At 66.9% G+C, this 21,222-nt stretch carries 17 protein-coding genes; 14 read left to right on the top strand and 3 right to left on the bottom strand.

The genetic code is table 11. From position 1 onward, the window contains the following. Nucleotides 1-42: 42 nt before the first annotated feature. The 11 genes from GT347_RS01720 (at nt 43) to typA (ending at nt 14,392) form a co-directional block, all read left to right on the top strand. Nucleotides 43-1,815 (top strand): extracellular solute-binding protein, encoded by a 1,773-nt coding sequence (locus GT347_RS01720; RefSeq protein ID WP_229722603.1) that lies wholly within the window; start codon nt 43-45, stop codon nt 1,813-1,815. Nucleotides 1,816-1,828: 13 nt separating this feature from the next. Continuing rightward, nucleotides 1,829-2,863 (top strand): microcin C ABC transporter permease YejB, encoded by a 1,035-nt coding sequence (locus GT347_RS01715; protein WP_160550338.1) that lies wholly within the window; start codon nt 1,829-1,831, stop codon nt 2,861-2,863. 1 nt (nt 2,864) lies between these two features. Then, nucleotides 2,865-3,911 (top strand): ABC transporter permease, encoded by a 1,047-nt coding sequence (locus GT347_RS01710; protein WP_160550337.1) that lies wholly within the window; start codon nt 2,865-2,867, stop codon nt 3,909-3,911. Continuing rightward, nucleotides 3,908-5,530, top strand: a complete 1,623-nt coding sequence (locus tag GT347_RS01705) for an ABC transporter ATP-binding protein (protein WP_160550336.1) — start codon at nt 3,908-3,910, stop codon at nt 5,528-5,530. The genes GT347_RS01710 and GT347_RS01705 overlap by 4 nt, the downstream gene beginning before the upstream one ends. Nucleotides 5,531-5,588: 58 nt before the next feature. Further along, nucleotides 5,589-5,951 carry a thioredoxin family protein gene (locus GT347_RS01700; RefSeq protein WP_160550335.1) on the top strand — a complete coding sequence of 121 codons (363 nt, stop codon included), beginning with the start codon at nt 5,589-5,591 and terminating at the stop codon, nt 5,949-5,951. A gap of 127 nt (nt 5,952-6,078) precedes the next feature. Then, a complete protein-coding gene (rimP, locus tag GT347_RS01695; RefSeq protein WP_160550334.1) occupies nt 6,079-6,702 on the top strand; it encodes a ribosome maturation factor RimP in 624 nt (207 codons plus the stop codon). A gap of 81 nt (nt 6,703-6,783) precedes the next feature. Beyond that, the gene (gene nusA / locus GT347_RS01690) at nt 6,784-8,268 is read left to right on the top strand and encodes a transcription termination factor NusA (RefSeq protein WP_160550333.1); all 1,485 of its coding nucleotides are present in this window, start codon (nt 6,784-6,786) and stop codon (nt 8,266-8,268) included. A 24-nt stretch (nt 8,269-8,292) separates the two neighbouring features. Continuing rightward, the gene (infB, locus tag GT347_RS01685) at nt 8,293-11,175 is read left to right on the top strand and encodes a translation initiation factor IF-2 (protein WP_160550332.1); all 2,883 of its coding nucleotides are present in this window, start codon (nt 8,293-8,295) and stop codon (nt 11,173-11,175) included. A 24-nt stretch (nt 11,176-11,199) separates the two neighbouring features. Then, entirely contained in the window at nt 11,200-11,571 is a 372-nt protein-coding gene (rbfA, locus tag GT347_RS01680) for a 30S ribosome-binding factor RbfA (protein WP_160550331.1), read from the top strand. 2 nt (nt 11,572-11,573) lie between these two features. Beyond that, the gene (truB, locus tag GT347_RS01675; protein WP_160550330.1) at nt 11,574-12,572 is read left to right on the top strand and encodes a tRNA pseudouridine(55) synthase TruB; all 999 of its coding nucleotides are present in this window, start codon (nt 11,574-11,576) and stop codon (nt 12,570-12,572) included. Continuing rightward, nucleotides 12,569-14,392, top strand: a complete 1,824-nt coding sequence (gene typA / locus GT347_RS01670) for a translational GTPase TypA (RefSeq protein ID WP_160550329.1) — start codon at nt 12,569-12,571, stop codon at nt 14,390-14,392. Before truB ends, typA begins: the two co-directional genes overlap by 4 nt. 101 nt (nt 14,393-14,493) lie before the next feature. Here the strand turns inward: typA and GT347_RS01665 are convergent, their stop codons facing one another. The 3 genes from GT347_RS01665 to GT347_RS01655 form a co-directional block, all read right to left on the bottom strand. Further along, a complete protein-coding gene (locus tag GT347_RS01665) occupies nt 14,494-15,255 on the bottom strand; it encodes an SDR family NAD(P)-dependent oxidoreductase (protein WP_160550328.1) in 762 nt (253 codons plus the stop codon). A gap of 84 nt (nt 15,256-15,339) precedes the next feature. Continuing rightward, nucleotides 15,340-16,239, bottom strand: coding sequence for a hypothetical protein (locus GT347_RS01660; protein ID WP_160550327.1), 900 nt, complete (start codon nt 16,237-16,239; stop codon nt 15,340-15,342). A 98-nt stretch (nt 16,240-16,337) separates the two neighbouring features. After that, nucleotides 16,338-17,660 carry a PQQ-dependent sugar dehydrogenase gene (locus GT347_RS01655; protein ID WP_195812386.1) on the bottom strand — a complete coding sequence of 441 codons (1,323 nt, stop codon included), beginning with the start codon at nt 17,658-17,660 and terminating at the stop codon, nt 16,338-16,340. A gap of 270 nt (nt 17,661-17,930) precedes the next feature. Here GT347_RS01655 and GT347_RS01650 point away from each other — a divergent pair, with 270 nt between their 5' ends. The 3 genes from GT347_RS01650 to GT347_RS01640 all read left to right on the top strand — a co-directional run bounded on the left by GT347_RS01650 (nt 17,931) and on the right by GT347_RS01640 (nt 21,206). Next, entirely contained in the window at nt 17,931-19,076 is a 1,146-nt protein-coding gene (locus GT347_RS01650; protein WP_160550326.1) for a transporter substrate-binding domain-containing protein, read from the top strand. Nucleotides 19,077-19,088: 12 nt separating this feature from the next. Beyond that, nucleotides 19,089-19,688 carry an ANTAR domain-containing response regulator gene (locus tag GT347_RS01645; RefSeq protein WP_160550325.1) on the top strand — a complete coding sequence of 200 codons (600 nt, stop codon included), beginning with the start codon at nt 19,089-19,091 and terminating at the stop codon, nt 19,686-19,688. Nucleotides 19,689-19,958: 270 nt separating this feature from the next. Further along, on the top strand, nt 19,959-21,206 hold the full coding sequence (locus GT347_RS01640; protein ID WP_229722602.1) for a transporter substrate-binding domain-containing protein: 1,248 nt from the start codon (nt 19,959-19,961) through the stop codon (nt 21,204-21,206). The last annotated feature ends 16 nt before the right edge of the window (nt 21,207-21,222 follow it).

Here is a 21,222-nt window from a genome sequence, read left to right as displayed (position 1 = left end):
TGTCGCATGCGGGTTTGGATGCCTTTGGCGGTGGTTTGGGGAGTGCTGGTCGCGGCCGTTCCGGCCTGGGCCGCGCATGCCTACGCGCAGTTCGGCGATGTGAAGTACCCGCCGGGTTTCACGCATTTCGACTATGTGAATCCGGATGCGCCCAAGGGCGGCGAGTTCCGGCTGGTGCCGGGCACCACGCCCACCAACTTCGACAAGTTCAATCCCTTCACGCTCAAGGGCACCGCGCCGCCGGGCATCGCATCGCTGATGTTCGAGAGCCTGCTGGCCGGCAATGCCGAGGAGCCGACCACCGCCTACGGACTGCTGGCCGAGGATGTGGAGGTGGCGCCGGACAAGCTCTCGGCCACCTTCCGCCTGAACCCGGCCGCGCGGTTCAACGACGGCAGCACGGTGCAGGCCGAGGATGTGAAGTTCTCCTTCGACACCCTCACCGGTCCGCTGGCCGCGCCGCAGTTCCGCACCATCTATGCCGAGGTCAAGGGCGTGGCCGTGCTTGGGCCGGGCCTGCTGCGCTTCGACTTCGCCAGCCCCAATGCCGAGCTGCCGCTGGTGGTGGGCGGCATGCCGGTCTTCAGCCGCAAGTGGGGCGGCGGCAAGCCCTTCGACCAGATCACCACCGACCTGCCGATCGCCTCCGGCCCCTACCGGCCGATGAGCGCGCGCCTGGGCCGGGACATCGGCTACCAGCGCGATCCGAAGTACTGGGCGGTGAACCTGCCGGTGCGCAAGGGCCACTACAACTTCGACCGCATCAGCTTCAAGCTCTATCTGGACGACACGGCCAAGTTCGAAGGCCTGAAGGCCGGCGAGTTCGACTTCATGCGCGAGTTCACCTCGCGCAACTGGGCGCGGCAATACAAGGGCAAGGTCTTCGATCGCGGCGAGTTGAAGAAACGCGCCTTCGAGTCGCACAACCCGGGGGACTTCCAGGGCTATGTCTTCAATGTGCGCAACCCCAAGTTCCAGGACGCGCGGGTGCGCCAGGCGCTGGGCCTGGCCTTCGATTTCGAATGGCTCAACCGCCAGCTCTTCTTCGGCATCTACAAGCGGGTGGACGGCTACTTTCCCAACAGCGACTTCCACGCCCACGACCTGCCGGGCGCGGACGAGCTGGCCCTGCTGGAGCCGCTGCGGGCCAAACTCTCGCCGGCGGTGTTCGGCCCGGCACCGGTTTCGCCCAGCACCGCACCGCCTTCTAGCCTGCGCGACAACCTGAGGAAGGCGCGCGACCTGCTGGCCCAGGCCGGCTGGACCTACCGCGACGGCGCGCTGCGCAACGCCAGGGGCGAGCCGATGAACATCGAGCTGCTCAACAACCAGCCTTCGCTCAGCCGGGTGGTGGCGCCGCTGCAGGCGGCGTTGCTGAAGCTGGGCGTGACGCTGGAGATCCGCAACGTCGATTCCTCGCTCTACCAGCAGCGCATGGACAACTTCGAGTTCGAGATGTCCTCGATCCGCATCCCCGGCAGCACCGCGCCGGGCGGCGAGCTGTTCGAGTACTTCGGCTCGAAGTCGGCGGACACCAACGGTTCGGCCAACATCTGGGGCATCAAGGATGCGGCGGTGGATGCGCTGCTCGGCCGGGTGGTCAAGGCCACGACACGCGCGGAGCTGGCCACGGCGATGCGTGCGCTGGACCGGGTGCTGTCCAACGGCTACTACTCGATCCCGCAGTACTACAGCGATGCCTTCCTGATCGGCTACCGCCAGCACCGTTTCGTGCTGCCGCCGACGATCCCGCCCTACTACCAGGCCGACAGCTGGGCCATGTCCACCTGGTGGGCTTCGCCCGAGAACCGCTGAAGCCGCCGCCACCATGCTCGTCTACATCCTCAAACGCCTGCTGCTGATGGTGCCCACGCTGTTCGGCGTGCTGCTGCTGACCTTCGCCGTGGTGCAGTTCGTGCCGGGCGGGCCGGTGGAGCAGATGGTGTCGCAGCTGCAGGGCCGCGACTCCGGCGGCGAGCGGGCCGCCAGCAGCGGCGCGGGCTATCGCGGCCGGCAGGGGCTGGACGCCAAACGCATCGAGGAGATCAAGGTGCTCTACGGCTTCGACAAGCCGCCGGTGGAGCGCTTCTGGCTGATGATGAAATCCTTCGCCCGCTTCGACCTGGGGCAGAGCTTCTACCAGCGCAAGGATGTCTGGCAGCTGGTGCTGGAGAAGCTGCCGGTGTCGGCCAGCCTGGGCCTGTGGACCTTCTTCCTGAGCTACCTGATCGCCGTGCCGCTGGGCGTGAGCAAGGCGGTGCGGGCCGGCACACGCTTCGACTTCGTCACCACCCTGATCGTGCTGGTCGGCTATGCGATTCCGGGCTTCGTGCTGGGCGTGGCGCTGCTGGTGGTCTTCGGCGGGCAGCTGCAGTGGTTTCCGCTGCGCGGGCTGACCTCGGCCAACTGGGAGGCCCTGTCCTGGCCGGCGCGCATCGTGGACTATCTCTGGCACATCGTGCTGCCGGTGACGGCCATGGTCTTCGGCAGCTTCGCGGTGACGGCCATGCTCACCAAGAACGCCTTTCTCGAAGAGATCCGCAAGCAGTACGTGCTGGTGGCGCGGGCCAAGGGCCTGTCGGAGCGGCAGGTGCTGTGGCGCCATGTGATGCGCAATGCGCTGATCCCCATCGTCACCGGCTTCCCGGCGGCCTTCATCGGCGCCTTCTTCACCGGCTCGCTGCTGATCGAGACCCTGTTCTCGCTCGACGGCCTCGGCCTCTTGAGCTACGAGAGCGTGATCCGCCGCGACTATCCGGTGGTGCTGGGCACGCTCTACCTGTTCACCCTGATCGGTCTGCTGACCAAGCTGGTGGGCGACCTCTGCTACGTGTGGGTGGACCCGCGCGTGCGTTTCGACTGACATGGCAGACCTACCGCAAAAGCCCGCCGCCATCGCCTCGCCGGGACAGCGCGCCTGGCGGCGTTTCCGGCGCAACCGGCTGGGCTTCTGGAGCATGCTGCTCTTCGTGGCGATGGTGCTGGGCAGCCTGTTCGCCGACCTGCTGTCCACCGACAAACCGCTGGTGGTGCGCTACCAGGGCCAGACCTATTTCCCGGTGCTGCGCGACTATTCCGAGAAGACCTTCGGTGGCGATTTCGAGACGCCGGCCGACTACCTCGACCCCTTCATCCGCGACCGCATCACCGCCGGCGCCAACTGGGCCGTCTTCGCGCCCAACCGCTACGGTCCGCGCACGCTGAACTACTTCGCCAGCCAGCCCAATCCGGCCGCGCCGTCGAGCGAGAACTTCCTGGGCACCGACGACCGCGGCCGCGACCTGCTGGCCCAGCTGATCTACGGCTTCCGGCTCAGCGTGCTCTTCGGGGTGGCGCTGACGGCGATCGGCGTGCTGCTGGGCATCGCCACCGGCGCGCTGCAGGGCTACTTCGGCGGCAGGACCGACCTGGCCTTCCAGCGTTTCATCGAGATCTGGGGATCGATGCCGGAGCTCTACCTGCTGACCATCTTCAGCGCCGTCTTCTCGCCCAGCGTGGCGCTGCTGCTGGTGCTGCTGTCGCTCTTCGGCTGGATGGGCCTGTCGGACTATGTGCGGGCCGAGTTCCTGCGCAACAGGCAACTCGACTATGTGCGCTCCGCACGGGCCATGGGCCTGTCGCACGGCCAGATCGTCTGGCGCCACATCCTGCCCAACAGCCTGACGCCGGTGGTCACCTTCCTGCCGTTTCGCATGAGCGCGGCCATCCTGGCGCTGACCTCGCTGGACTTCCTGGGCCTGGGTGTGCCGGCCGGTACACCATCGCTGGGCGAACTGCTCAGCCAGGGCAAGGCCAATATCGATGCCTGGTGGATCTCGCTGTCCACCTTCGCGGTGCTGACCGTGACCCTGCTGCTGCTGACCTTCACCGGCGACGCACTGCGCGACGCACTCGACCCCCGCAAGACATGAACCCAGCCAGCACTCCCTTGCTCGATGTGCGCGGCCTGCGCATTGCCTTCGGCGATACCGAGGTGGTGCACGGCATCGATTTCCAGGTGGAGGCCGGCGAGAAGCTGGCCCTGGTCGGCGAATCCGGCTCCGGCAAGACCATCAGCGCCATGAGCCTGCTGCGCCTGGTGCCCGATGCGGCCGCCAGCGGCAGCGCCATGCTGCAACCGCGCGAGGGCGGTGCCGCCCGCAACCTGCTGACGCTGCCGGAGCGCGAACTGCGCGCCATCCGCGGCGACGAGGTGGCGATGATCTTCCAGGAGCCGATGACGGCGCTGAACCCGCTCTTCACCGTGGGCGCGCAGATCGCCGAGGTGCTGCAGCTCAAGCGCGCCATGTCCGGCAGCCAGGCCTGGGAGCAGGCGGTGAAGCTGCTGGCCGACACCGGCATCCCCGAGCCGGCAAGGCGCGCCCGCAGTTATCCGCACCAGCTCTCCGGCGGCCAGCGCCAGCGCGCCATGATCGCCATGGCCCTGGCCAACCAGCCCCGGCTGCTGCTGGCCGACGAGCCGACCACCGCGCTGGACGTGACGCTGCGCGGCCAGATCCTCGACCTGCTGTCGGACCTGCAGCGCAGCCACGGCATGGCGGTGCTGCTGATCACGCACGACCTGCTGATGGTCAAGCGCTTCGCCGACCGGGTGGCGGTCATGGAGCGCGGCCACATCGTGGAGCAGGGGCCGGTGGCCGAAGTGTTCGCCAACCCGCAGCACCCTTACACCCGCAAGCTGCTCGACAGCGTGCCGCGCCGGGCGGTGGACGAATCGCCGGTGTCGCCGGATGCCAGGGCGCTGATCGAGGCGGAGCATCTCGGCGTGCGTTATCCGGTGGCGCGGCCGGGCATCGCGGGCTGGTTCCGCAAGAACAGTTTCGTGGCGGTGCAGGACGTGGGTTTGCGCTTGCAGGCGGGGCGAACGCTGGGTGTGGTGGGGGAGTCGGGCTCCGGCAAGTCCAGCCTGGCGCTGGCCGTGCTCGGCCTGCAGCCGCACGAGGGCGAGCTGCGCATCGATGGCCGGGCCTGGAACGGCGGCCTGGCGGCGGACCGGCCCTTGCGCCGGGTGGTCCAGGTGGTGTTCCAGGATCCGTTTTCATCGCTCTCACCGCGCATGACGGTCGGCGAGATCGTCGGCGAGGGCCTGCGTGTCCACGCACCGGAACTCGATGCCGCGGCGCGTGAGCGGCAGGTGAGGGCGGCGCTGGACGACGTCGGCCTGTCCGAAGCGCAGTTCCCCGGGCTGCTGGAGCGTTATCCGCACGCCTTCTCCGGCGGTCAGCGCCAGCGCCTGGCCATCGCCCGTGCCCTGGTGGTGCGCCCGCAGGTGCTGGTGCTCGACGAGCCGACCAGCGCGCTCGACGTCACCATCCAGAAACAGGTGCTGGACCTGCTGCAGCGCCTGCAGCGCGAACACGGCCTGGCCTATCTGCTGATCACCCACGACATGGACGTGGTGCGCGCCATGGCGCACGAAGTGATCGCGATGAAGGACGGCCAGGTGGTGGAATCCGGCCCGGTCGCCCAGGTGCTCGGCGCGCCCAGCCATCCCTACACCCGGCGGCTGGTGGCCGCCGCGGCTTCCTGAGGCGGGCCGGCTGCGCTAGGATTCCAGGCTTTGGCGGCCAGGTCCGCCGGGGGTGACGATGCAGGATCTGCTGGTGGTGAGTCTGTGTGCGCAGTGGTGCGGCGTCTGCCGCGACTGGCGCACCGCGTTCGCCGAAGTGGCGCGGCGCCACGGCGAAGGCCAGTTCCGCTGGCTCGACGTCGAGGACGAGTCCGAGGTGGCCGGCGACCTGGATGTCGAAACCTTCCCAACGGTGCTCATCGCCCGCGGAGGCAAGGTGCTCTTCCTGGGGCCGATCCTGCCGCAGCCGGCCCTGCTGGAGCGCCTGCTGGGCAGCCTGGCGCCCGAAAGTGCGGAAATCGCCGACACCCAGGCGCTTCTGGCGCGGATTATCGAGAGTGGCCCCGGTCAGCGCATTGCGCAAAACCTGTCGGCGGAGTAGAATTGCAGGCTGACTCCCAAACGGGCGGATACCACCGCCCGTTTTTTATTGGCCGATCGTTTTTCGATGGGCCGATGCAGGGTCGGCAGATTTTTCATTCACTTTTTATTGGCGGGCTTTCCAGCACGTGGCACTGCAGCAGATCGTCGAGACGACCGTTACCGGTCTGGGTTATGACCTCGTGGAGATCGAGCGCTCCGCGGGTGGGCTGCTGCGCATCACGATCGATCTGCCCTGGCAGGGGAAAGTGGAAGACACCGGATTGCCCGAGCAGTTCGTGACGGTCGAAGACTGCGAAAAAGTCACCCGCCAGTTGCAGTTCGCCCTGGAAGTGGATGGCGCCGAATACCAGCGGCTCGAGGTTTCCTCGCCCGGTATTGATCGCCCGCTGCGCCATGAGCGCGATTACGAGCGTTTCGAAGGCGAGATCATCGATCTGGTGCTGCGGGTGCCGATCGGCGCCGCCGGTGCTGGACAGGTGGCGGCAAACCGCAAAAAATTTCGGGGCCGGCTCGAACGCGCGGCCGAAGGCGGCGAAACGCGCTGGCAGATCGTCTGGAGCGACGAGCCCGAGGCCAAGCCCGGTGCCCGCGTCAGCAAGAAGCGGCTGGAAGCCGTCGCGCTGCACGCCATGGCCTTCAAGCTCGAGGAGTTGCGCGAGGCGCGCCTCGCCCCCATTGTGGATTTCAAGGGCCGTCGGTCCCGCGGCGACGAAGACGGCACGGCATCAGCCGCCGAAACCGGCGCCTGAAGATGAAGCTGCCGCTGCGGCCATCCTTTTCGAAGGGCGGCCGTTGTCGGAGACAAAAGTACAGGACAGGAGAGTTGTTGCATGAATCGCGAACTGTTGATGCTGGTCGAGGCGATCTCGCGCGAGAAGAACGTCGAACGTGACGTGGTTTTCGGCGCGGTCGAATCCGCATTGGCTCAGGCAACCAAGAAGCTGTACAGCGGCGAGGTGGACATCCGCGTCGCCATCGACCGGGACACCGGCGTCTACGAGACCTTCCGCCGCTGGCACGTCGTGCCGGACGAGGCCGGCCTGCAGCTGCCCGAGCAGGAAATCCTCCTGTTCGAAGCCCGCGAGCAGATTCCCGACATCGAGCTCGACGAGCACATCGAGGAAGCGGTCGAATCCGTGCCGATCGGCCGCATCGGCGCCATGGCCGCCAAGCAGGTGATCCTGCAGAAGATCCGCGACGCCGAGCGCGAGATGCTGCTCAACGACTTCATGTCGCGCGGCGAGAAGATCTTCACCGGCACCGTCAAGCGCATGGACAAGGGCGACATCATCGTCGAGGCCGGCCGTGTCGAAGGCCGTCTGCGCCGCGGCGAGATGATCCCCAAGGAAAACTTGCGCAGCGGCGACCGGGTGCGGGCCATGATCATGGAGGTCGACCTGAACCTGCGTGGCGCGCCCATCATCCTGTCGCGCTCGGCCCCCGAGTTCATGATGGAGCTCTTCCGCAACGAAGTGCCCGAGATCGAACAAGGCCTGCTGGAGATCAAGTCCTGCGCCCGCGACCCCGGCAGCCGCGCCAAGATCGCCGTCATCTCCTACGACAAGCGCGTGGACCCGATCGGCACCTGCGTCGGCGTGCGCGGCACCCGTGTGAACGCGGTGACCAACGAGCTGGCCGGCGAGCGGGTCGACATCGTGCTGTGGAGCGAGGATCCGGCCCAGTTCGTGATCGGCGCCCTGGCCCCGGCCAATGTGTCCTCCATCGTCGTCGACGAAGAGAAGCACGCCATGGACGTGGTGGTCGACGAGGAAAACCTCGCCATCGCCATCGGCCGCGGCGGCCAGAACGTGCGCCTGGCGTCCGACCTGACCGGCTGGAAGATCAACATCATGGACGCCGCCGAGTCGGCCCAGAAGCAGGCCGACGAAACCTCGGCCGGCCGCCAGCTGTTCATGGAAAAGCTCGACGTCGACGAGGAAATCGCCGACATCCTCATCCAGGAAGGTTTCACCAGCCTGGAAGAGGTGGCCTATGTGCCGATTCAGGAAATGCTCGACATCGAAAGCTTCGACGCGGACACGGTCAACGAACTGCGTTCACGTGCCAAGGATGCCCTGCTGACCATGGAGATCGCCCGCGAGGAAGACGCTGGCGGTGTATCGCAGGACCTGCGCGACCTCGAAGGTCTCACGCCGGAACTGATTGCCAAGTTGACCGAGGCCGGCGTGAATACACGCGACGACCTGGCCGACCTGGGTGTCGACGAACTCACTGATATCACCGGCCAGTCCGCCGATGAAGCCAAGAACCTGATTCTCAAGGCACGCGAACACTGGTTCGCGGGTCAAGAGTGAGGCGCGTGGAGGACCGAAAAGAATATGTCCAGTACAACCGTAGCCGAGTTCGCCAGCGAACTCAAGAAGTCCACTGAAACCCTGCTCGACCAGCTCCGCTCGGCGGGCGTGAGCAAGGGCACTTCATCCGACGTGCTGACCGAGGGTGACAAGCAGAAGCTCCTGGGCTATCTGCAGGCCAGCCACGGCACCGTCGCGGCCGACCGCAAGAAGATCACCCTGGTCAAGAAGTCGACCAGCGAGATCAAGCAGGCCGACGCCACCGGACGTGCCCGCACGATCCAGGTGGAAGTGCGCAAGAAGCGCACCTTCATCAAGCGCGACGAGGGCGATGGCGCGGGCGAGTCCGGCGAGTCCCAGGCCATGGATGCCCAGGAGTCGGTCGAAGTCGAACAGGACAGCGCGCCCAGCGCCGTCGACCTGGACCTGCAACGCCGCGAGGTCGAGGCCGTGAACCAGGCCGACCAGCTGCGCCGCGAGGAGCAGGAGCTGGCCGATGAACGCCGTGAGCGCGAAGCCCGCGAGCGCCGCGAACGCGAAGCCGCCGACCGTGCCGCCGCCTACCTCGCTCAGGAACAGGCCAAGCGCGCCCAGGTCCAGGCCGAGCGCGCCGAAGCCACCCGCGAAGTGGCCGAGCAGAACGCCGCCCGACTGAAGGCCCAGACCGAAGCGCGTGAAGCGGCCGAGGCCGAGTCGCGCGCCCGTGCCGCCGAAGAGTCGGCCCGCGCCAACGACCTCGATGCCCGCCGCCGCAAGGCCGAGGCCGAAGCCGCCGCGATCCGCTCGATGATGGCCGCGCCCAAGAAGGTGCTGGTCGCCAAGAAGCCGGAAGAGCCGGTCAAGCCCGAGCCGGCCAAGCCGGCCGTCAAGGGCACGCTGCACAAGCCTGCCGTCGGCAGCGGTGCCGCGGCACGTCCCGGTGCGCCCGCCGCGCCTGGCGCCGCAGCCGGTGCCGGCAAGGAAGTCAAGTCGGCCAAGCTGTCCTCCAGCTGGGCGGGCGATCCGGCCAAGAAGAAAGAAATCAAGACCCGTGGCGACAGCTCCGGCGGCGTCGGCCGCAACAGCTGGCGTGGCGGTCCGCGTGGCCGCCGTGGCGACCAGCGCGGCGACCAGCGCGACGATTTCGCCCAGCAGCAGCCGACCGAAGCCCGCGTCATCGAAGTGCACGTGCCGGAGACCATCACGGTCGCCGAGCTGGCGCACAAGATGTCCGTCAAGGCGGCAGAGGTCATCAAGCAGTTGATGAAGCTCGGCCAGATGGTCACCATGAACCAGCCGCTGGACCAGGACACCGCCATGATCGTGGTGGAAGAGTTCGGCCACAAGGCGGTGGTGGCGGCGCTGGACGATCCGGAAGCCTTCACTGACGAGGACGTGGTCGCCTATGCCGGCGAACTGCTGCCCCGCGCCCCTGTCGTCACCGTCATGGGCCACGTCGACCACGGCAAGACCTCGCTGCTGGACTACATCCGCCGCGCCAAGGTCGCTGCGGGCGAAGCCGGCGGCATCACCCAGCACATCGGCGCCTACCACGTCGAGACCGAGCGCGGCATGGTGTCCTTCCTGGACACCCCCGGCCACGAAGCCTTCACGGCCATGCGTGCCCGCGGCGCCCAGGCCACCGACATCGTCATCCTGGTGGTGGCGGCGGACGACGGCGTGATGCCGCAGACCAAGGAAGCCATCAAGCATGCGAAAGCTGCCGGTGTGCCGATCGTGGTCGCGGTCAACAAGATCGACAAGCCCGACTCCAACCCCGAGCGCGTCAAGCAGGAGCTGGTGGTCGAGGAAGTCGTGCCCGAGGAATACGGCGGCGAGTCGCCTTTCGTCAACGTCTCGGCCAAGACCGGCCAGGGCATCGACGAGCTGCTCGAACAGGTGCTGCTGCAGGCCGAAGTGCTGGAACTCAAGGCGCCGGTCGATGCCGCCGCCAAGGGCCTGGTGATCGAAGCCCAGCTCGACAAGGGCCGCGGCCCGGTCGCCACCATCCTGGTGCAGTCCGGAACGCTCAAGACCGGCGACATCGTGCTGGCCGGCCAGACATACGGCCGCGTGCGTGCCATGGTCGACGAGAACGGCCGTGTCACCAAGAGCGCCGGTCCGTCCATCCCGGTGGAAATCCAGGGCCTGACCGAAGTGCCGCAAGCCGGCGACGAGTTCATGGTGCTGGCCGACGAACGCCGTGCCCGTGAAGTCGCGACTTACCGTGCCGGCAAGTTCCGCAACACCAAGCTGGCGAAGATGCAGGCGGCCAAGCTGGAGAACATGTTCTCCGACATGACGGCAGGCGAGGTCAAGACCTTGCCCGTCATCATCAAGGCCGACGTGCAGGGCTCGCAGGAAGCGCTGGCCGCCTCGCTGCTCAAGCTCTCCACCGAAGAGGTGCGGGTGCAGATCGTGATGGCCGGCGTCGGCGGCATCAGCGAGAGCGACATCAACCTGGGCATCGCGTCCAAGGCGGTGGTGATCGGCTTCAACGTGCGTGCCGATGCCGGCGCGCGCAAGACGGCCGAGAGCAACGGCGTGCAGATCCGCTACTACGACATCATCTATGACGCTGTCGACGAGCTGAAGGCCGCCATGTCCGGCATGCTGGCTCCCGAGCAGCGCGAAGAGGTCATCGGCACGGCCGAGATCCGCACGGTGTTCGTGGCTTCGAAGATCGGCACGGTGGCGGGTTCCTATGTCACCTCCGGCCAGGTCACGCGCAACTGCAAGTTCCGCCTGCTGCGCGAGAACGTGGTCATCTACACGGGTGAAGTCGAGTCCGTGCGTCGCCTCAAGGACGATGTGCGCGAAGTCAAGGAAGGCTTCGAGTGCGGTATCAAGCTGCGCAACTACAACGACATCCGCGAGCTCGACCAGCTCGAGTTCTTCGAGATCAAGGAAATCGCCCGGACGCTGTAAGGCGCCCGATCAGCGATCCACGAGATGCCGAAAAAGAAATCGTCCGTCCCCAACCGCGGCTTCCGGGTGGCCGACCAGATCCAGCGCGATCTGGCGGAACTGATCGCCCGCGAGTTGAAGGACCCGCGGGTGGGCATGGTCACGATCCAGGCGGTCGAGGTCACGCCCGACTATGCGCACGCCAAGGTGTTCTTCAGCGTGCTGACCGGCGACAAGGACGATGCGCTCGAAGGCCTGAACCAGGCGGCGGGTTTCCTGCGCGCCGGCCTGTTCAAGCGCCTGCACATCCACACCGTGCCCACGCTGCATTTCCAGTTCGACCGCACGCCCGAGCGGGCCTCGGACATGAATGCCCTGATCGCGCAGGCCGTCGCCTCGCGCTCCAAGGACGACTGAGCATGAACGCGCCGCGCACCAGGGTGCAACGGCGCCCTGTGCACGGGGTGCTTTTGCTCGACAAACCACTGGGCTTTTCCAGCAACGACGCGTTGCAGAAGGCCAAGTGGCTTTTGCGTGCGGAAAAAGCGGGCCATACCGGCACGCTCGATCCGCTCGCCAGCGGCGTCCTGCCCCTGTGTTTCGGCGCGGCCACCAAGTTCAGCCAGCTCCAGCTCGATGCGCCCAAGCGCTACGAGGCCTTGTTGAAGCTCGGCGTGACCACCGCCACGGCCGATGCCGAAGGCGAGGTGCTGCAGACGCGCGAGGTGCCGGTCATCACCGCCGGGCAACTGGCCGCGGTGGCCGAGCGCTTCACCGGCCCCATCCGGCAGGTTCCGCCCATGCACAGCGCCCTCAAGCGCGACGGCAAGGCACTCTACGAATACGCACGCGCCGGCATCGAAGTCGAGCGCGAGGCGAGGGCGGTGACCATCCACGCCCTCGAACTGGCCTTCAGCCAGACCGAGGACGGCCAGCCGGCCATCCACATGCAGGTGGCCTGCAGCAAGGGCACCTACATCCGCACCCTGGGCGAGGACATCGGCGAAGCCCTGGGCTGCGGCGGTCACCTCGTCATGCTGCGCCGCACGGCCACCGGCCACTACGGCGTGGCGCAGGCCATGAGCCTGGCCGAGCTGGAGGCGATGGAGCCGGAGGCGCGTCTCGAACGCCTGCTGCCGGCCGAATCGCTGCTGGCCGACCATGAGCGCGTCATATTGGGCACGGAAGATGCGGCACGTTTTCTCTCGGGATTGCGGCGCCGCGGCGCCTGGCCCGATTCGGAGCGTGTCGCCGTGTTCGGCAGCGAACCCCAGGCACTGCTGGGCGCTGCCCGTACCCAGGCCGGCGAGCTGATCCCCACGCGCCTGCTGAGCCCCATCGAGATCCAGCAAATTTTGCAGAAAGAGAGCACGCCCGAAGGCGCCCCGCAGGCCCCGGGTATCGAGGAAACCCTATGAGCAAGCAAATCCGCAACATCGCCATCATCGCCCACGTCGACCACGGCAAAACCACCATGGTCGACCAACTGCTGCGCCAGTCGGGCACCTTCGCCGAACACGAGAAAGTCGTGGACACGGTGATGGACAACAACGCCATCGAAAAGGAACGTGGCATCACGATCCTGGCCAAGAACTGCGCCGTCAGCTGGGAAGGCACCCACATCAACATCGTCGACACCCCGGGCCACGCGGACTTCGGCGGTGAGGTCGAGCGCGCGCTGTCCATGGTCGACGGCGTGGTGCTGCTGATCGACGCGCAGGAGGGCCCCATGCCCCAGACGCGTTTCGTGACCAAGAAGGCCCTGGCCCTGGGCCTGCGCCCCATCCTGGTGGTGAACAAGGTCGACAAGCCCGGCGCCAACCCGGACAAGGTCGTCAACGCCGCCTTCGACCTGTTCGACAAGCTCGGCGCGACCGACGAACAGCTCGACTTCCCGGTGGTCTACGCCTCCGGCATCAACGGCTGGTCCTCGCTCGACGAAGGCAAGCCCGGCGAGCAGTGGGGCCCCGACATGTCGGCCCTGTTCAACACCATCCTGAAGCACGTCCCCTCGCAAAAGGGCGACCCGGCGGCGCCGCTGCAGCTGCAGATCTCCGCGCTGGACTTCTCCACCTTCGTCGGCCGCATCGGCGTCGGCCGCATCAGCCAGGGCACCCTGCGTCCGATGCAGGAAGTCGTCGTGATGGAAGGCCCGGACGGCAAGGCCATCAAGGGCAAGGTCAACCAGGTGCTGACCTTCCAGGGCCTGGAGCGCGTGCAGTCGACCGAAGCCGGCCCCGGCGAGATCGTGCTGATCAACGGCATCGCCGACCTGAACATCGGCGTCACCGTGACCGACCCGGTCAAGCCGGCACCGCTGCCCATGCTCAAGGTCGACGAGCCGACCCTGACCATGAACTTCTGCGTCAACACCAGCCCGCTGGCCGGCCGCGAAGGCAAGTTCGTCACCAGCCGCCAGATCTGGGACCGCCTGCAGAAGGAACTGCAGCACAACGTGGCCCTGCGCGTGAACGAGACCGACGAAGAAGGCATCTTCGAAGTCATGGGCCGCGGCGAACTGCACCTGACCATCCTGCTGGAAAACATGCGCCGCGAAGGCTACGAGATGGCTGTTTCGAAGCCGCGCGTGGTGTTCCGCGACATCAACGGCGAGCGCAACGAGCCTATCGAGCTGGTGACGGCCGACATCGAGGAAATCCATCAAGGCGGCGTGATGCAGGCCCTGGGCGAGCGCAAGGGCGAGCTGGTCAACATGGAGTCCGACGGCCGTGGCCGCGTGCGCCTGGAATACCGCATCCCGGCCCGTGGCCTGATCGGTTTCACCAACGAGTTCCTGAACCTGACCCGCGGCTCCGGCCTGATCAGCAACATCTTCGACAGCTACGAGCCGCACAAGGGCGACATCGGCGGCCGCAAGAACGGCGTGCTGATCTCGATGGACGACGGTGAAATCTTCACCTACGCCCTGGGCAAGCTCGACGACCGCGGCCGCATGTTCGTCAAGGCCAACGACCCGGTGTACGAAGGCATGATCGTCGGCATCCACAGCCGCGACAACGACCTGGTGGTCAACGCCACCCGCACCAAGCAGCTGACCAACTTCCGTGTCAGCGGCAAGGAAGACGCGATCAAGATCACGCCCCCGATCGACCTGACGCTGGAATACGGCGTGGAGTTCATCGAGGACGACGAGCTGGTCGAGATCACGCCCAAGTCGGTGCGCCTGCGCAAGCGCCACCTGAAGGAAAGCGACCGCAAGCGCGCGGGCCGCGGCTAAGCCAGGCTTCGCTCTGCGGGGCGAAACGAGACAAAAAGGCAGCGCGTGGCGCTGCCTTTTTTCATGGGCGCCGATGAAGTCGTGGCACCCGGAGCAGCACGCTAGGTCAGATTCAAGCCGCCGTCCGACAGCAGCACTTCGCCCGTCAGGTAATCCGAGGCAACCAGCATGGCAACTGCATCTGCGATGTCGTCCGGACTTGCGGCGCGGCGCATCGGAGACTGCTCGCGCCACAAGGCCTGTGCGCCATGCCATTCGGCAGTCAAGGGCGTATCGACCAGGCCCGGCGCGACGGCATTCACGCGAATGTCGGGCCCCAGTGATAGCGCGAGCAGGCGCGTCACGTGATTGAGTGCAGCCTTGCTGGCCGCGTAGGGAATGGATGCACCCTTGGGACGAACGCCTGCATGCGAGCTGATGTTGACCACGCTGCCCGCCCGGCGGGACCTTGCGGCTTCGCGCAAGGCCGACTCGGCCAATGCGACGAGATGGAAGGGCGCCAGGACATTGACCTCATGGAGCTCCCGCCAGACCGCGGAAGTCGCCGAAGCAAGGTCGCCATGCGGAATGACTCTGCTGATGCCCGCGTTGTTGACCAGCACGTCCAGCTGGCCCCAGGAAGCGATGGCCTCGCTGACAAGCCGGACCCTGTCGGCCTCCAGCGCGAGATCGGCCTGGATGTAGACAGCCTGCTTCATTCCTGCCGCCATTGCCCGACCTGCCGCCTCGGAGCTGCGCGAATGAAGGATCACCGCATAGCCGGCGTGGCTCAGCCTGCGGGCGATGGCTGCGCCGATGCCGGAGGTGGAGCCCGTCACCAGCGCCACACGAAGTCCGCTATCAAGGGTCGGATTGACATTCATCTGAAAAATCCCGGTCTGGTTGCCATCGAAAATAGATGAACAGCATGCTCCATTCCGACTCTGCGGTCTCAGGGGAAAGAATCGTCACGCGGTCTTCTTGACCCAAGCCGCCAGCCGGGCGCGTACCGCGCCGCGCTGCGCTTCATCGAGGCGTGCCGATGCCAGCCCCTGCTCGACGGCCGACACCACGGTGCCGCTGCGGTTCAGGTCGCGCGCCCGCTCGGCGGGCGGGGCAGGGGATTCGTCCTCGAACAGGGTTTCGATGGCCGACGCCAGTTGCCGGGCCTGCCGGTCGGGTATGCGGCCGGCCTCGTCGGCCGAACGCCGGGCGAGCCGCAGCGCGAGCTGCAGGCGCTGGTCCTGCTGGGCGGACAGGACTGCGGGCTCGATTCCAATCGGCCCGGCCGCGGTCGCGGAGTCTTCTGCCGATGCTGAGCGCACGGTTTGTTGGCAGCTCGCGGCGGGCAGCGCCGGAGCGGCATTCATGCGCGCCGCGCGCCGGCGTGTGCCTATGGCTTCGTCCAGCCTGTCGAGGCGCCCCTGCAGGCTGCGCAGCTCATTGAGCAAGCGGGCCATGGCGACGACCCAGACGTCGCGCGAGCGGCCCGGCTTCGGCAGCGTGTAGCGCGTCCCGAACAGCTCATCGGCCGATCCGCGCATGGCATCGAGTTCCAGCTGCAGCGACCGATGCGCGCAATGCCGGGGCAGCGTGCGCATGATGTGGTGAAGTTCGCCGAAGATCCGGGTGGCATCGTTGAGCGTCTCGGCATCCGTGCTGAAGCCGAACAGCCGGATCATGAAGTAATCGCACCAGCTGCCCGGCTCGGCGCTGAGTTGCTGCCGCAGTGGCAGGCCTTCGAGCAGGCAGCCGGCGGGATGGACGCCGGAGCGGCTTCGCGGCGCGGCCGGGCGAGGCCGCGTTGCGTCCATGGTCGGTGGGCATGCGCCGCCGGGGCGCCGGGCATTCGGTACGGGCAGATCCACGGCTGCTCCTGGTTGGCAGGCCGAGGATTCTTCGGCGGCCGCCCCAGGCACCGCCACCGTGGTGCGAAACAGCACCCTGGCAGGCGAAGTCCAACCGTTCAGCGAACCATCCCACTCACCCGCCAGACGGTATTGCCCACGTCGTCGGCCACCAGCAGGCCGCCTTTGCGGTCGATGGCCACGCCCACCGGCCGGCCGCTGGCATTGCCTTCGCTGTCGACGAAACCGGTCAGCACATCGATCGGCTGGCCTTTGGGCATGCCATCGACGAAGGGGATGAACACCACCTTGTAGCCGGCGCGCGGCTTGCGGTTCCAGGAGCCGTGCTCGCCCACGAAGACACCGCTGGCGAACTGCGGCGGCAGCTGGTTGCCGGTGGCGAAGGCCATGCCCAGCGGCGCCACATGGTTGCCCAGGCCGTAGTCGGGCTTGATGGCCTTGGCCACCAGGGCGGGGTTGGGCGGCTGCGGCCGCTCGTCCACGTTCTGGCCCCAGTAGCTGAAGGGCCAGCCGTAGAAGCCGCCGTCCTTCACCGAGGTGAGGTAGTCGGGCACCAGGTCGCTGCCGAGTTCGTCGCGTTCGTTGACCACGGTCCAGAGCGCCTTGGTGGTGGGCTCCCAGCCCATGCCGTTGGGGTTGCGCAGGCCGCTGGCGAAGATGCGGTGCTGGCCGCTGGCGCGGTCCACCTCCCAGATGGCGGCGCGGCCTTCTTCCTTGTCCAGGCCGTTCTCGCCGACATTGCTGTTGGAGCCGACCGAGACATAGAGCTTGCTGCCGTCCTCGCTGGCGATCACGTTCTTGGTCCAGTGGTGGTTGATGCCGCCCGGCAGGTCGATGACCTTGGTGGGCGTGCCGGGCAGGCTGGTGGCGCCTGCCTGGTAGGGCAGCTTGACCAGCGCATCGGCGTTGGCAATGAAGAGCTCGTTGCCGACCAGCACCATGCCGTAGGGTGACTTGAGGTTGGCGACGTAGGTATTGCGGGTTTCGGCCACGCCGTCGCCATCGGCGTCGCGCAGCAGGGTGATGCGGTCGGCGCTGGGCACATGCGAGCCAGCGCGTTTCATCACCAGGCCCTGCACCCAGGCTTTGGGGCCGTTGTGCTTTTCCTTCTCGTCCTTGGCCGGCGCGTCGCTCTCGGCGACCAGCACGTCGCCGTTGGGCAGCACGTAGACCCAGCGGGGGTGTTCCAGGCCTTCTGCGAATTTGGTGAGCACCGTGCCGGCCACCGGCTGCGGCATGGCGCCGTCGCGCCAGCCCTTGGCCGGGGCGATGTGCAGGGTGGGGATGAGGGGCTTGGTGGGCGCGGGAAGCGTCGGGCTCGGGCCGATGCCGGCGGATTCGGGCAGCAGGGCGTGCTCGCCGCAGGCGGCCAGCAGGCAGGCGAGGCTGGCGGCGGCCAGGCCGGTCAAACGCATGGACATTCTTGTGCTCCTTGGGACGGGGGATACGGGGCGCCGACGGCACCGCAGGCACTGTGGCACCGGTGCATGACCTGCCCTGTAGGCCGGTGTCGCAAATGCCCCGGGCGTGGCAGCGGCGGTCCGGCAAGCTTCGGGTTATCCCGGGACGCTGTTAAAGTGGCGCGATTGCGATCGCCTCCACGGCATCGCCCCCATGAACTTCGGAGCAGTGAGGCTCCCAACGACCCGTATCGCGGTCGTTGGGAGCTTTTTTTTTGGAGATTGAAAAGCGTGAGCACAACCCAAACGCGAACCTGGCGGGTCGGCGTCCTGTTCTCCAACACAGGCGTGACCGCGGCGGTGGAGCGAACGCAACAGGCGGCCACCCTGCTCGCGATCGAGGAGATCAACGCGGCCGGGGGCGTGCTCGGCGCGCCGATCGAGCCGGTCCTCTGCGACCCGGCCTCGCGGCCCAAGCGCTACGGCGAGCTGGCCCGGCAGCTGTGCGACGTGGAGGGCGTGCGGGTCATCTTCGGCTGCCACATGTCCAGCACCCGCAAGGCGGTGCTGCCGGTGGTGGAGGCGCACCGGGCGCTGCTGTTCTACCCGACGCTCTACGAGGGCTTCGAGTACTCGCCCAACTGCGTCTACACCGGCGCCGCGCCCAACCAGAACTCCGTCCAGCTGGTGCGCTACCTCACGCAGAACTTCGGCAAGCGCCTGTTCCTGGTGGGCTCCGACTATGTCTATCCCTACGAGTCCAACCGCATCATCGGCGACCTGTTCCGCCAGTCCGGCGGCCAGCTGCTCGACGAGCTCTACGTGCCGCTGTTGATCGGCGAGAGCGACATGGCCAAGGTGATCCGCCGCATCAAGGCGGCCCAGCCCGACGTGATCTATTCGACCATGGTGGGCGACAGCATCGCCCAGTTCTACCAGGCCTACCGCGAGGCCGGCTTCGACCAGCGCACCCATCCGATCGCCAGCCAGTCCACGCAGGAAGCCGAGATCGCGCAGATGCCGCCCGAAGTGGCCGAAGGCAGCATCACCGCCGCGCCGTATTTTTCCACCATCGACACGCCGGCTAACCGGCGCTTCGTGCAGGCCTGGCGCCAGCGCTTCGGCCCGGACCTGCCGATCACCGCCAATGCCGAAGCCGCCTACTTCCAGGTCAAGCTCTATGCCCAGACCCTGGAGCGCGCCGGCGACGACCGGCTCGACGCCATGCTGCCGCACCTGCACGAACACGAGTTCGACGCGCCGCAGGGCCGGGTGCGCATCGACAAGGAAAACCACCACACCTACCTGTGGCCGCGCGTCGCGCGAGTCGATGCCGGGGGGCAGTTCCAGGTGGTCGACGACCCGGGCATCCGCGTCAAGCCCGACCCTTACATGTTCGAGAGCCGCTTCGACCCGCTCGCGGGCCGGGCCGCCTGAGGAGAGCCACGCATGCCCATATCGCTATTGCGCGAGCTGCCGGAGCTGAAGGTCGTCGTCGTGCATCCGCCGGACGAGGAGGGCGAGGCCCTGGTCAGCCACCTGCGCCGGGTCGGCTGCATGGTGAGCGTGGCCTGGCCGGTGCCGGCTTCGCTCGCCTCGAATGCCGATGTGCTCTTCCTGCTCACCGAGGGCGAGCGCCGCCAAGCCATCGAACAGTTGCTGAAGTCCCTGCCCAAGCCGGGGCCGACGGTCATCGCCATCGTCAACTACGAGGATCCGACGACGCTGCAGCTGGTGCTGGAGAGCAGCGCCTTCGCCGTGGTGCAGAAGCCGATCAAGCCCTTCGGCCTGCTGGCCAGCCTGGTCGCGGCGCGCAGCATGTGGACCGAGCAACAGACCCTGCTCAAGGAGAACCGCAAGCTGCGCCGCAAGATCACCAGCGACCAGGCCATGAGCCGGGCCAAGACCATCCTGATGGCCTCCAAGGGCATCAGCGAGGGCGAGGCCTACCAGGCGATACGCGCCCAGGCCATGGCCAAGCGCCTGTCGATGGAGCAGATCGCCAGCTCCATCATCAACATGGAAAGTTTGTTGCAAGCTGCAAATTGAGCCGCTAAGATCGACGCCACTGTGCCGCTGGATCTCCATCGCGCAGTGGCCACACCACCCTTGATCCTCAGGCCTGGTGCGGTTCTTCCAGACGACGATGTCAGTCGCTCTGGAACCCCCGGCAATGAAGCCCACAACGCAGCCCACGCTGCGCTGTGGGTTTTTTTTTGCTCGCGCTCGACAGTGCCGTCGACTGGTTTCGCTTGATACGGGTTTTCCAACTTCCGGCGTCCGTCGAACACGGACGCCCCACGTCTTAAGGGTTCCACCATGTTGACTTCCTCACGCCGCCGCCTGCTCGTCTCTTCCGCCGCCACGGCAGCCGCCGTCGCCGCGCCCGCCTGGGTGCGTCCGGCCTTCGCCGCCGACAAGATCAAGGTCGGCGCGCTCTATTCGCAGACCGGCGGGCTCTCCATCGTCGAGAAGATGCTGGCCAACGCCGTGCGCCTGGCCGTCTCCGAGATCAACGCCGCCGGCGGCGTGATGGGCCGCCAGGTCGAGGTGGTGCTGGAAGACGGCGCCTCCGATCCCAAGACCTTCAACGAGAAGGCCTCCAAGCTGGTCACCCGCGACCGCATCGAGACGGTGTTCGGCTGCCACACCTCGGCCAGCCGCAAGGCGGTGCTGCCGGTCTTCGAGCGGCGCAACGCCATGCTGTTCTACCAGACCCACTACGAGGGCTTCGAGTGCTCGAAGAACGTGGTCTACAGCGGCGCGGTGGCCAACCAGCAGCTGGGCAACTACATCCCCTGGATCGTGCAGAAGCTGGGCAAGAAGAAGTTCTTCATCGTCGGCTCCAACTATGTCTATCCGCGCGAGATGTCCAAGGTCAGCAAGAAGCTGATCGAGCAGTCCGGCGCCAGCTGGGTGGCCGACGAATACCTGGAACTGGGCCATTCGGAATGGGCCAGCATGGTCCGCAAGATCAAGGAGTCGGGCGCTGACGTGGTGCTGTCCAACGTGGTCGGCGATTCGCTGGTGGCCTTCTACCGCGAGTACAAGAACCAGGGCATGTCGCAGGCCGCGGTGCCGATCTGCGCCACCGTGACCAGCGAGATCGAGATCGCCGCCATGGGCGCCGAATACGCCGCCGGCAGCTACACCTCGGTGCCGTACTTCATGTCGATCGACACGCCGGCCAACAAGTCCTTCATCGAGCGCTACCGCAAGTTCGTCAACGACCCCAAGGCCGTCACCTACCACTCGCTGGAAGCGGCCTACTTCCAGGTCTTCCTGTGGAAGCAGGCGGTGGAGGCGGGCAAGTCGACCACGGCCGATTCGATCCGCGCCCACATCGGCGGCCAGACCTACGACGCGCCCGGCGGCAAGGTGCGCATCGATGCCGAGAGCCTGCACGCCTGGGTCACCCCACGCATCGGCCAGTGGCAGGCCGACGGCCAGAGCAAGGTGGTGGACGCGGCCGCGCAGCCGATCCGCCCGCTGCCGTACTTCGCCTACGGCGAGACCGACAGCAACCTGATGTGCACCACCAAGGGCGCGGCGCAAGTCAAGGTCTGACGGCGTCCGGCTCCCC

The organism is Xylophilus rhododendri (assembly GCF_009906855.1).
GTDB classification, from domain to species: domain Bacteria; phylum Pseudomonadota; class Gammaproteobacteria; order Burkholderiales; family Burkholderiaceae_C; genus Xylophilus; species Xylophilus rhododendri.
Note: the sequence above shows the minus strand (reverse complement) of the source record. Positions and strands in the feature narration are given on the sequence as shown.

Excerpts from the sequence above, each read along its gene's own strand:
- GT347_RS01655 (WP_195812386.1), bottom strand. The coding sequence starts at position 17,660 with ATGTCCATGCGTTTGACCGGCCTGGCCGCCGCCAGCCTCGCCTGCCTG.
- GT347_RS01640 (WP_229722602.1), top strand. The coding sequence starts at position 19,959 with ATGTTGACTTCCTCACGCCGCCGCCTGCTCGTCTCTTCCGCCGCCACG.
- GT347_RS01645 (WP_160550325.1), top strand. The coding sequence starts at position 19,089 with ATGCCCATATCGCTATTGCGCGAGCTGCCGGAGCTGAAGGTCGTCGTC.
- truB (WP_160550330.1), top strand. The coding sequence starts at position 11,574 with ATGAACGCGCCGCGCACCAGGGTGCAACGGCGCCCTGTGCACGGGGTG.
- typA (WP_160550329.1), top strand. The coding sequence starts at position 12,569 with ATGAGCAAGCAAATCCGCAACATCGCCATCATCGCCCACGTCGACCAC.
- GT347_RS01715 (WP_160550338.1), top strand. The coding sequence starts at position 1,829 with ATGCTCGTCTACATCCTCAAACGCCTGCTGCTGATGGTGCCCACGCTG.
- nusA (WP_160550333.1), top strand. The coding sequence starts at position 6,784 with ATGAATCGCGAACTGTTGATGCTGGTCGAGGCGATCTCGCGCGAGAAG.
- rbfA (WP_160550331.1), top strand. The coding sequence starts at position 11,200 with ATGCCGAAAAAGAAATCGTCCGTCCCCAACCGCGGCTTCCGGGTGGCC.
- GT347_RS01710 (WP_160550337.1), top strand. The coding sequence starts at position 2,865 with ATGGCAGACCTACCGCAAAAGCCCGCCGCCATCGCCTCGCCGGGACAG.
- infB (WP_160550332.1), top strand. The coding sequence starts at position 8,293 with ATGTCCAGTACAACCGTAGCCGAGTTCGCCAGCGAACTCAAGAAGTCC.
- GT347_RS01705 (WP_160550336.1), top strand. The coding sequence starts at position 3,908 with ATGAACCCAGCCAGCACTCCCTTGCTCGATGTGCGCGGCCTGCGCATT.
- GT347_RS01700 (WP_160550335.1), top strand. The coding sequence starts at position 5,589 with ATGCAGGATCTGCTGGTGGTGAGTCTGTGTGCGCAGTGGTGCGGCGTC.
- GT347_RS01665 (WP_160550328.1), bottom strand. The coding sequence starts at position 15,255 with ATGAATGTCAATCCGACCCTTGATAGCGGACTTCGTGTGGCGCTGGTG.